We start from the raw sequence: 10,402 nt of genomic DNA, 5'->3' as shown, positions 1-10,402 counted from the left end.
ATAAAGCAGGTCATATCAAGCCGCAACACAGCTCCATTCTAAACAGTCTTGGTCTTAATGCAGAGCAGTGGTTAACCCTAACGACCGAGTTTGAACAACACTTTTACACCGCTGTAGGCAATGAACACATGCTTCAACAATTCAAACAGCACACAAAGCATCAACGCATACGAGGGATGGCAAAGGCCAGAGCCTTATTGCAACACGCCTAGAAACAATCCAATCCAAAATAACCCCCCATCAACTCAATGTTACAAATCCGGCTACCCGCTACCTCAAAAATAATCAAAATTTTGGTGTCACTTCACACAAAATATGAAAACAGCTCATCTAAATGCTACTTAAGGCTAAGAAACGTCATGAATTTTTATACAGCTAAGTTGTCTTTAAATATATTTTTAAAGATGAGTGTCTTTGTTTTTTATGCAATTTGAAATTGCCGCACCTCCTCTGCTGTGGCGTGTGCAGGTGAATGTTTGAGGTACTTGGAAAGCTTCGTTACTGCGCGAAGGTAACCAATCTGGGTTTTAGGGCTGAGTTTACGCATGTTCATCTCATCTATCATGCGTTTACGAAGAGGACTAACGGTTTCAGGGAACTGAGTCATGATAATTCTCCTAAGTAAGTTCAGGGCGAAATGCCCTTTACTAAGCTTAGAAGCGGGTCGGTAATGGTGGGAATTTTACGGAGTCAATGCGGCAACCCTACCGTGGGTAGCGGTTTAGTCCAATGGCACTAAACGAACATTCAAGGATGTTATCTTAATTGGTTATCAGAACCGAAGAAACCATTTCATCGACTCTGCCCCTGCATGTTTTGCCCCTGCATGTTTCGTGGACAGAGCGGGTATATTCGGTGGGCTAGAGCGCTATAACTTCTCTCAAATGCAAAGGGCTTGCGAAGACTTGGGTATTGGAATCATTTTAGCTGGTTCAGCGCCTCTAAAAATCCTCAAGCTAGTCTCCGGGTTCAACTATGTATCCATTAAAGCTAAAAAGATTCAATCGGCATATCAAGTAAGTACTTGATTTCTGCAAAATGCATGGCTAACTCGAAGCGGTTTTGAGTCAGCTTTCTTTCGACATCAGCGATCATTTTTTGCACAGAAACTAATTTTGCAGTAGTAGTTCTGCCTTGGTTAAAACTATCTAGAGTGTCAGTGTATAATTTAGTATGCAGAATTAATTGAGTCGAAAGTAAATCGTTAAGCGACAATTTGCTGTTCCACAGGCTAATCAATTTCGTAACAGGCCATTCCAGTGCCTTCCAGTTATCGGTCGAAGCAGAAAATTTTTGTTTCGCATCTTGCAAAGATAAGAGTTCGTATGTAGGGGGAAATGATTCACTTTCCTCACGCAAAGGAATATTTTTTATTTTAGATAAGGTTCTGATAAGTTCTAATCTGGCCATACATTGATTACTAGCTTGCTGCGCGGTTAACACGTTTAGATCCGCCAGATGCAAACTGATACTTGATGCCAATCCAGCATTTACCTTACCCCTAATGTGTTGTTGTGACTGCACCAAAAATTTAAGGGATTCATTTTCTATAACGCACGTCTCATTGGTTAAACGATAGGAATAGATGAGTCGAGCTGCACTCAGCGCGTCTTTATTACTATTTAATTTTTGCTGTTCAACAAGCTTTAAAGGTAGCGACGAAAAATCCGTTGTTACGGGCATCAAATAAGAATTACTTTCAAAGTTTAAAGTCGTACCTTTGTTACTAGTGCTGCCGCATCCACTAAAAAACTGAATACATAGCAACATCAAAACCATAAATCGAATATTGCCTAAACGGTACGGTGCCACGTTAACCAACTCGCTAATTGCAGTTTATTAAATTAGAATCATATTTACCTTGTAAAACATTAAAAATCAACTGATTAAAATGAACAGAAGCAAATTTAAAGGACTATTCATCAGCGGTCTTTTGCTAATACTTTTCGCAGGGAAAAGTCAGGCTATTTGCGTGCCATTTGATGATGAGGTTAACTTAGAAGGTCGCCTTAGCATCACTGACAAAGGGGGAAAAGAGCAGTTTTTCGCGTTTTATACCGACCAAGTGCTGTGTGCCACCGACACTCTGCCAGGCAAACAACTTTCAGTTGTATATGTCCCTAGGTTTTTTATCCCTCAACAGTTTGGCGAATTGATTAAACGAAAGATAATTCAACGCGATATAAAGATTATTGGCCAATTGAAAAAATACTTGGCTGCTGATGGAATGACAACTTATTTTATTCGACCTTTATCCATGTATGTCACTGAATTAAATATAGATATATTGAGTCCAAATGAAAATTTTACAGATTTCGATGATCCCAATGATAATTATGTATTAGGAGATCCCGTAGGTGATAATAAATCACTTGAGTACTTGCGCGACCTCCCAATCGACGGTGATGGGGAAATGTTATCAGCATTTCCAACATTTCCGTCGCCTGTTCCAACACCGTCTAAAAGATCTAATATTAGTTTATTTACCCCAGAGCAAATTCATTCAGGGAAGTTAAAACTGAGCGACGCAGAAGAAAAAGTTAGACAAGCCCTGAGCGCAGGCGGCTATGAAGAACTTAGTTATTATAGTTTCGGCAACGGCTTTGCCATCGCCACGCCCTTAGAGCAAACGGACAGCCAAGCGAATCCTCTTGGGGACAGTCGCTGGGTCAGCAGGGTTGAGCAGTCAAAAGTGTTTGATTTAGACTCTTTTTTTAAGGCACTATTTTTTGCCGACAAAGGATACTTCAGGGTGCTAGTATTTATCATTAATGACAAGCCGATTAAATTTAGGGAACATACCGATAAGCAAACATTGATGGAAGTTATTAACGAAGGAAGTAACAGACTTCCGGAGAAGATCGAAACGCGAAATTTTGATGAAAATATGCTGTGCACCGCATTGGTTTACGAATTTGAGCACGACGAAAATACCCAAACGATCGAGAATAAAAAGCCTGGTCGGTACACCGTAGAACATCACTTAACGAGTACTGCGATCAATCAAAAATTTGAGTTATAGGGATTATTCATGGCAAATATAGCAACTCGTACTGCACAAAAAAGGATTGCATTGATTTGGTATGTTGGCGCGGGTATTTTGTTTTTCATTTTCATATTGCAAAGTATGTTAGGAAAATACGGTGATGACACGGAATTGGCTTGGAATTGGTTATTACCAGCCATCATGCCAACGATTTCTTTAATTACTGCCGTTTTAATTACTGAGTTGAGTAGCCCAGATAGTGGAAAAATGGGTGACCAGTTTCTTTATCGAATGGCCATCGTCAGCTCCATTATTTATATGGGCGTACTCTATTTAGTAGTGTTTTTATCGCCATTTATAGAGGGTGAAAGAAGCGCTTTAGAAATATTGCAATCTTCACAACTTTGGATTGCGCCTTTGCAAGGAGTTGTTGCTGGAATTTTAGGTGCCTATTTTGTTAAACCAAAAAGCGAACTCAGTTAAGAAGTTGGGAGGCAAGGAAAATTTTATTCGGATATCCGACTTCAGATTATTCTGTAAGTCTGTGGTTGCAAGTTTGGCATCTGTTCTCCCTTAGTATACGTTGCGAGCAAAGTGACTCAATACATCGAAAGAAAAGCGGAAATCATCAAATAAACATCTCTCAATATTCTCATGCAACGAGCACATAACCTAAACAATCTAAGTGTAGATAATTAAGATTGAAAGAATATACCTCGCTCAAAATGGCGTCGAAAATCGATTCTGTTTACGTTAGCAATGCCGCACCTGCTGTCATTATGAGTAATGTCGCCTCTTGGCACACAGGAGCAATTGAACAAAATCGCTTGGTGTTAACTTGTTTATTTGTAGTGGCTTTGACTTAATCAGATAAATAAAAGCTTACTCTTTTTACCTTACCTTACCTTACCTTACCTCACCTCATAGTCGGTAATGTGCTCGGAGGGGGCATCACATTCGCATAAAAATGGTAAGTCAGACCAAGAAGTCATGTCCCAACATTTATCGAGAAATTTTGCCGAGACAAGCAACAACCTGACAAAAAAATCAACGCGAAAGCCCCGACTTTTTCAGCCATTACTGAAGAATTGATTGAAAAATAAACAAAAACCATCTAATTTGGTTCCATAGCAAAGTTTTTAAAACTTTAAATTATTTTATCAATTAGCTTGTATGAAAGCATTTCTACTGCCTTCTAAGGCAGCGTAGAGTTCGTCACTTGTGGCTTAGTCGCATAATACAACAGGTGATGGGATATGTCGTAAGTGTCTTTTCAACCAGACTCTTATCAAAGAAGGTTATTAATGTGGAGTTTTATGACGTGGAATTTATTGGATGCCAGTCAAACATACTTGCTTAGCAGCGCTTGGATTTTCATTTTTAGCATTCCACGCCGTTGCTGACGAAGAGTCTCCAATCAGTACCTCTGTTTTTGGTACATTAGGGGTAGCAAAAAGTAATAACAATGATTTTTACTTTCGCAGCAGAACTACCTTGCCAGAAGGCATTGATAATAGCTGGTCATTTCATAACGATTCAAACCTTGGGATCCAGCTTACTTATGAACCGTCTGAGAAATTTTCCGCCACTATTCTAGCTCTTGCGCAATTAAACGAGAGTGATGACTACGGTCCATTAATTGAATGGGCATACCTCACCTACAGTCCTAACGAAAACCTGAAGATCCGAGTGGGAAGAACCGTATTCCCAACCTTTATAGCCTCAGACTACTCAAGTGTAAGCTTCACATATTTGCCTGTCCGCTTGCCGCAGGACGTTTATTCACTAATACCCTTTCAGGGCGTAGATGGAATTGACTTCATATACGATACCAATATCGGTGAAACCTACCTGCAATTTCAGGGGCTGATCGCGCAACGGGATTTCGAGATTTTTAATGATGGGGGTATCGGAGAGACAGACTATGAGTTGGAAAATACGCATAGCCTGAGAGCTACTCTGAGACATGGTAATTGGTCCGTGAGTGCTGGGTACCTTAAAGGAGACATGAAAGTTGATGTACCTGAAGTGCAAGAGCTGGCGGTGTTTTTAAAGTCTGTGACGAATATTTTCCCCGTTTTTTCCAGCTTGGCAAACGGCTTATCCAGCGAAGGGGAAATACGCTTTAGTTCGTTTGGAATTCAGTACAGCAGCTATAGAGTGACTTTTTCAAGTGAATATGTTCAACGTCGCTGGGATATTAATTTGAATGTCTCTGATAATGACGCCTATTATTTGATGGGGGGCTATCATATTGGCAAATGGACACCTTATGCATTTTACTCAAACAGCAAAAACAAAAGTAAAATCCCTCTGAGCTCATACCCAACTGAAGGACCGGCGGCACCAATCACCTTTGCATTAGGTGAGTTTTTTTCACCACTTCTGGGTGACGGAAACACTAAAGGTATCGGGCTACGTTATGATTTTTTGGAAAACCTTGCCATCAAAGCGCAGTTTGAACGAATTAATGTTGGTGCTCAATTGTTTTTAAAGAAGGAAGGGCAGCCCGTTCCAGAAAGTGTAAATTTGGCTAGCCTTGCCCTGAGCTTCGTTTATTAATTAAGGATTTGTGATGTTGCGTCGATCATTGTTACTGACAATATTTATTCTACAACTGGGATTTTCTGCGACCGTCAAAGCGGGGAGTGTGGTGGTCATAGTGAATAAAAATAATCAATCTGATTCACTATCAAGTGATTTAGTGGGTGACATTTATCTGGGGCGCAAAAAACGCTTTCCAACAGGTGAACTTGTAGAACCGCTAGATTTACCAAAAGATCTTGAGATCACGTCTGATTTCTACAAAAAAGTTGTGAAAAAAACGCCCGCTCAACTCAGAGCTCACTGGTCTCGATTAGTATTTACTGGCAAGGGACGCCCACCTAAACGAATTGTAGACGAGGCTGCGGTGAAAACGATGGTGGCTGAAGATAAAAAATTAATCGGATATGTGAACGAAGTGTCTGTCGATAAAGATGTAAAAGTTATTCTTGAAGTACCTTGAAAGCCTTTTGCTTTGCGCAGCACCATAAAAACTGTAAATCATGAATCCTGACAGTTTCAAATATACCGCCTTCATCAGCTATTGCCACGCCGACGCTGAATGGGCGGACTGGTTACACCGTTCTCTCGAGAAGTTTACCATCCCTAAGGCTCTCAGAAATGAAGAGAATCGTGCCCTACCAAATAGTTTTTATCCCATTTTCAAAGATCGGGAAGAATTACCAACTTCATCTGCACTTGAAGATCGGATAACTGATGCACTCGAAGCTTCTCGCTATCTCATTGTCATTTGTTCGCCAAAGGCGGCTCGATCTAAATGGGTTAATGAAGAGATTGCCATTTTCAAATCGCTGGGGCGCGGCGATCGGATTTTGTGTCTAATCATCGATGGCGAACCTTTTGCCAGTGATAATTTAAATCAATTTCAGGGGAAATCATCCCATCCTTTACGGCGCGCTATAGACGTGCAAGGAAACGCGATAGCGCAAACTTCAAGCGAGTCGACAAATTCAAACTCGAATATCAAAATGGCGGCCGAAGAGTGTTTCCCCCCGGCGGTGCGTTATGAGGTCGGTGCTGACCGACAAATTTTACCAGTGCGCGCCGAACCTGTTGCTGCTGATGTCCGTGAAGGTAAAGATGGTAAGAGCTTGGCACTATCCAAATTGATTGCCGGGATCCTGAAAGTTGATTTGTTTCAATTAACTCAGCGACAACATCAAAGGCGTATCAATCGACTCAAGTTGCTCGCAGTGATGATGTTGGTGTTGGTAACTGCGTTCGCAGGCATCGCATTCAAAGCATGGGTAGCGCAGAAAAAAGCCGAAGAATTGTCGTTGGTAGCGCTATCGCGACAACTGTCAACTCATGCAAATAGTCTCTTTGATAGTGACCAGAGTTTGAGGGTCAATATGTTGCTTGCCGGTGTTCATGCGCATGGTTTTGCCCCCACAAATGAAGCTATCAGTGCCACTTTTAAGACCGTGTTTGCAACTAAATCAATAAAAACTATTCTCGCCACAGAATCTGCGGTGATGAATATCGCGTATAGCAAAAATGGTAAATATCTTGCCGCTGCTACCGATAACGGCCAAATATTTATTTGGGATCTCGCCACAATGTTACTTGTTTATGAACCGCTCGTAGGTCATGACGGTAGCATACTAAAGATTACTTTCAGCCCGGACGAGACATCACTTGTTTCCACAGGCGTGGATGAAAAAGTGATTGTCTGGGATTTAAACCTCGGCCAGCCAAAAACCCGTCCAACCTTTAAGTCTCTAGACGCTCACAATGACTGGGTGGTAGATGTTGATTTTGCGCCTGATGGAGAATCCTTTGTGACCTCGAGCTGGGATGGCAAGGTTATCATTTGGAACAACTCATCACTCACACCATCCACGGAGTTGCCATTAACTCAAAGTGGGTGGGCCTCGAGCGTTGAATTTAGCCCTGACGGAAACTGGCTGGCTATTGGACGTGAAGATGGCTCTGTTGAAATATGGGATGTAAATTCAGTTAAATTATCCAACGAGATATTGTTAGGCCACAAAGACTGGGTTACCGATTTAAGCTTCAGTAATAACAGTAAATATTTAGCCAGTGCGAGTAGCGACGGGACCGCAATAACGTGGGATATGGAGACAAGAACATTGCGTCATTTCGTACCAGATGAACCTGGCCTTGGATTGACCTCGGTCACTTTCAGTCATGACGATCAGACACTTATCACTGGTGGTTGGGACCGCAAGGTCAACATTTGGAACGTGGATTCGGGCGCGATGCACATTGAACCATTCAATGGCCATTCAGAGCAGGTTACAAGTGTGGATATCAATCCAAGCGGTGACACTTTTGCCTCTGCAGGTCATGACGGCTCAATCATTATCTGGGACACGCGCATTAACTATCCATTTAAACGACATCATTGCAGCCGTACCAGCCGGATTAACAGTATAGAATTCAACCCGAGCGGCACTGTGCTTGCAATTGCCAGCACAAATGCTGATTTGATTTTGTGCAGTCTGACCGGTAAGACAGAACCCCACCATATTACTAAAAATATAATTAAATCGCTGGCTTATAATCAAAATGGTAGCCGCTTGGCTATCATCAACAACGAGCATGAGATCAATCAGTATGATCCTAAAACACTGACACCGTTGGCAGATACGATAGATCTTTCTCCGAATGTAATTACCAGCTTGGCCTATAGCCCAGATAACCGATTTTTAGCGATCGGAGATAGAAACTCAAACATTCATGTGTGGCAAGTTGAATCTGCCCAGTTAGTAAAAACGTTAACAGGCCACGAGGGCCCGATTCTAGATCTCGATTTCAGTTCCGACAGCAAAACGCTGGCATCTGCCTCCGAGGATTCACAGATCTTTTTGTGGGATGTCAAGGATACAGATGTCACGCAGTTAGCCATATTGGGTGGTAATTTTTTTCCAGTCACTGCAATTGCATTTCAGCCAAACTCAAACCATATACTCGCTTCAGGAAGCGAAGATGGGATCCTAACCTTTTGGAATACGACCAAGGCAGAACCTATTGGGCTGCCGATTACCGTTCATGATGGCTCCATTAACGCGCTTTCCTTCAGTATGAATGGCGCGCTTGTGGCGACTGGCGGCAGCGATATGCTCATATCAATTAGAGAAACCCAATCGCTTAAACAAATAGGCTCAAAGTTGTCAGCGCACGCCGATCAAATTACCGTCTTAGAGTTTTCACCAAATTCCTACATGCTTGCCAGCGGGAGTGCTGATGGCACAATACTATTCTGGGATTTAGATATCGAAAACTGGAAAGAGAATATTTGTAAAAAAGTTGTGCGCAAATTGACCCATATTGAATGGGACCTTCACGTAGGGGACATTATCCCTTACCAGAACGAGTGTAATGAAACGCCAGCTGAATCACCCTAAATAATGTTCAATCTCGATGATGTATATACCGAAGATAACGATGGCTACAGGCTTTTAACCCGATAAAAGCCCCGACAAAAAGTGAACTGAATCGAATTACTCACCGCATTGCCCCAAACCAGCAGAAAAACCTAATAAAGCAAAGGTGAATATTAAGTTTACACACCAAACCACACTTTTTTTTTCGTCATGGATAGTTAACTTATTTTTAACATGATAGCTTACTGACTATACATTGAAGCTTAATTACCTGTTGGAGATAACATGTCCGAACGTCAGACGTTTAACTGGCAAGACCCCCTAAATCTTGATTCTATGCTTAGCGAAGAAGAGCGAATGCTGCGCGACAGTGTGCACCAATTTTGCCAAGACCGGTTAATGACTCGTGTGCTAAAAGCCAATCGTGAAGAACATTTTGACCCAGAAATTATGAAAGAAATGGGCGAATTGGGTTTATTGGGTGCAACCTTGCCTAGTGAGTATGGCTGCTCTGAAGTCAGTTATGTCGCTTACGGTTTGATTGCTCGTGAAGTGGAGCGGGTCGACAGTGGTTATCGCAGTGCCATGAGCGTTCAATCGTCACTGGTGATGCATCCAATTTATACTTACGGTAGCGAAGCGCAGCGACAAAAGTATCTGCCTAAACTGGCTACTGGAGAATGGATTGGATGTTTTGGTTTGACCGAGCCCAACTCGGGCTCTGATCCTGCCAGCATGAGTACCCATGCGAAAAAAGTCGACGGTGGTTATGTCATCAATGGAACAAAAATGTGGATCACAAACTCACCCATAGCGGATGTGTTTGTGGTTTGGGGGAAACTAGACGGCGTGATCCGAGGCTTCATATTAGACAAAGGCATGACCGGTTTATCTGCGCCTAAGATTGAAGGCAAGTTCTCATTACGGGCTTCGATTACTGGCGAGATAGTGATGGATAACGTGATGGTCCCAGAAGAGAATTTACTGCCCAATGTTTCAGGCTTAAAAGGACCTTTTGGTTGCCTTAATAAAGCCCGCTATGGGATCGCATGGGGAGCGTTAGGCGCGGCTGAATTTTGCTGGCATGCTGCTCGACAATATTGTTTGGATAGAACCCAATTTGGTCGACCGCTCGCTGCCACGCAGTTAATTCAGAAGAAATTGGCCGACATGCAAACTGAAATTACCACCGGATTGTTAACCTGTTTGCAAGCTGGACGATTGATGGACCAACAGCAATTGCCACCCGAGGCGATTTCCTTGATCAAACGTAATTCCTGCGGCAAAGCATTAGACATTGCGCGCACAGCCCGAGATATGCATGGTGGTAACGGCATCGCAGATGAATTTCATGTTATTCGGCATGTGATGAATTTAGAGGCGGTAAATACCTATGAAGGCACCCATGACATTCATGCGCTGATACTAGGCCGAGCACAGACTGGATTACAGGCATTCACAGGCTAAAACAGTGTTTTAGCCAAACCCTAAAAAGAATAAT

General features: G+C 42.3%; 8 protein-coding genes and 1 pseudogene. 7 read left to right on the top strand and 2 right to left on the bottom strand.

Annotation, left to right across the window (positions count from 1 at the left end):
• Nucleotides 1-212 (top strand): annotated as a pseudogene (locus ABD036_RS17095) (transposase); the annotation flags it as partial.
• Between the two features lie 209 nt (nt 213-421).
• On the opposite strand, the gene ABD036_RS17090 reads toward ABD036_RS17095, so the two are convergent.
• Complete coding sequence (locus ABD036_RS17090) at nt 422-607, bottom strand: phage integrase N-terminal SAM-like domain-containing protein (RefSeq protein ID WP_343862127.1); 186 nt, start codon at nt 605-607, stop codon at nt 422-424.
• Nucleotides 608-990: 383 nt separating this feature from the next.
• Nucleotides 991-1,683: a hypothetical protein gene (locus ABD036_RS17085; protein WP_343862125.1), complete on the bottom strand. Its 693-nt coding sequence runs from the start codon at nt 1,681-1,683 to the stop codon at nt 991-993.
• A gap of 208 nt (nt 1,684-1,891) precedes the next feature.
• On the opposite strand from ABD036_RS17085, the gene ABD036_RS17080 reads away from it, so the two are divergent.
• The 6 genes from ABD036_RS17080 (at nt 1,892) to ABD036_RS17055 (ending at nt 10,368) form a co-directional block, all read left to right on the top strand.
• A complete protein-coding gene (locus tag ABD036_RS17080) occupies nt 1,892-3,022 on the top strand; it encodes a hypothetical protein (RefSeq protein ID WP_343862123.1) in 1,131 nt (376 codons plus the stop codon).
• A gap of 9 nt (nt 3,023-3,031) precedes the next feature.
• Complete coding sequence (locus ABD036_RS17075) at nt 3,032-3,469, top strand: hypothetical protein (protein WP_343862121.1); 438 nt, start codon at nt 3,032-3,034, stop codon at nt 3,467-3,469.
• An 852-nt stretch (nt 3,470-4,321) separates the two neighbouring features.
• Nucleotides 4,322-5,548, top strand: coding sequence for a porin (locus ABD036_RS17070; RefSeq protein ID WP_343862119.1), 1,227 nt, complete (start codon nt 4,322-4,324; stop codon nt 5,546-5,548).
• A 13-nt stretch (nt 5,549-5,561) separates the two neighbouring features.
• On the top strand, nt 5,562-5,993 hold the full coding sequence (locus ABD036_RS17065) for a type 2 periplasmic-binding domain-containing protein (RefSeq protein ID WP_343862117.1): 432 nt from the start codon (nt 5,562-5,564) through the stop codon (nt 5,991-5,993).
• 40 nt (nt 5,994-6,033) lie between these two features.
• Nucleotides 6,034-8,922, top strand: coding sequence for a TIR domain-containing protein (locus ABD036_RS17060; RefSeq protein ID WP_343862115.1), 2,889 nt, complete (start codon nt 6,034-6,036; stop codon nt 8,920-8,922).
• Nucleotides 8,923-9,186: 264 nt separating this feature from the next.
• Nucleotides 9,187-10,368 carry an acyl-CoA dehydrogenase gene (locus tag ABD036_RS17055; protein WP_343862113.1) on the top strand — a complete coding sequence of 394 codons (1,182 nt, stop codon included), beginning with the start codon at nt 9,187-9,189 and terminating at the stop codon, nt 10,366-10,368.
• The last annotated feature ends 34 nt before the right edge of the window (nt 10,369-10,402 follow it).

This window comes from Aliiglaciecola litoralis (assembly GCF_039523355.1).
Lineage (GTDB): Bacteria > Pseudomonadota > Gammaproteobacteria > Enterobacterales > Alteromonadaceae > Aliiglaciecola > Aliiglaciecola litoralis.
This window is presented reverse-complemented; position numbering and strand designations above follow the sequence as displayed.

Coding starts and splice junctions, on each gene's coding strand:
- ABD036_RS17085 (WP_343862125.1), bottom strand. CDS start 1,683: ATGCCCGTAACAACGGATTTTTCGTCGCTACCTTTAAAGCTTGTTGAA.
- ABD036_RS17075 (WP_343862121.1), top strand. CDS start 3,032: ATGGCAAATATAGCAACTCGTACTGCACAAAAAAGGATTGCATTGATT.
- ABD036_RS17060 (WP_343862115.1), top strand. CDS start 6,034: ATGAATCCTGACAGTTTCAAATATACCGCCTTCATCAGCTATTGCCAC.
- ABD036_RS17090 (WP_343862127.1), bottom strand. CDS start 607: ATGACTCAGTTCCCTGAAACCGTTAGTCCTCTTCGTAAACGCATGATA.
- ABD036_RS17080 (WP_343862123.1), top strand. CDS start 1,892: ATGAACAGAAGCAAATTTAAAGGACTATTCATCAGCGGTCTTTTGCTA.
- ABD036_RS17055 (WP_343862113.1), top strand. CDS start 9,187: ATGTCCGAACGTCAGACGTTTAACTGGCAAGACCCCCTAAATCTTGAT.
- ABD036_RS17070 (WP_343862119.1), top strand. CDS start 4,322: ATGCCAGTCAAACATACTTGCTTAGCAGCGCTTGGATTTTCATTTTTA.
- ABD036_RS17065 (WP_343862117.1), top strand. CDS start 5,562: ATGTTGCGTCGATCATTGTTACTGACAATATTTATTCTACAACTGGGA.